1 pseudogene is annotated in these 264 nt (G+C 63.3%); it reads left to right on the forward strand.

The annotated features are described in order from the left end of the window. A pseudogene (locus tag AN214_RS23150) lies at positions 1-264 on the forward strand (hypothetical protein); the annotation flags it as partial.

The raw sequence follows: 264 nt of genomic DNA on the forward strand, positions 1-264 counted from the left end.
CAGCCCAGAATGCCTGCGAAGCTCGCCGCGCGCGTTGCCAAGTTGCAGCAGTTCCGTACGATGCTGCCGACACAGGCATGGCGAACGGTTCGAGATGCACTACAGGGGCTTCCAGATCCGGAAGGTCGCGAAGCAAAGAAGTTCGCGAACCACATCTATCAGGCAGGTGCGCGCTCCTACCCCGGGCATACCGGTAGCCCACTCGATCTGCCCGCAAAGACGCTCAAGGCCGGCGGCCATGGCGTGCCAGGGGGGGAGAACATG

The sequence above is a fragment of the Pseudoalteromonas sp. P1-9 genome, from assembly GCF_001399975.1.
Taxonomy (GTDB): Bacteria; Pseudomonadota; Gammaproteobacteria; order Enterobacterales; family Alteromonadaceae; genus Pseudoalteromonas.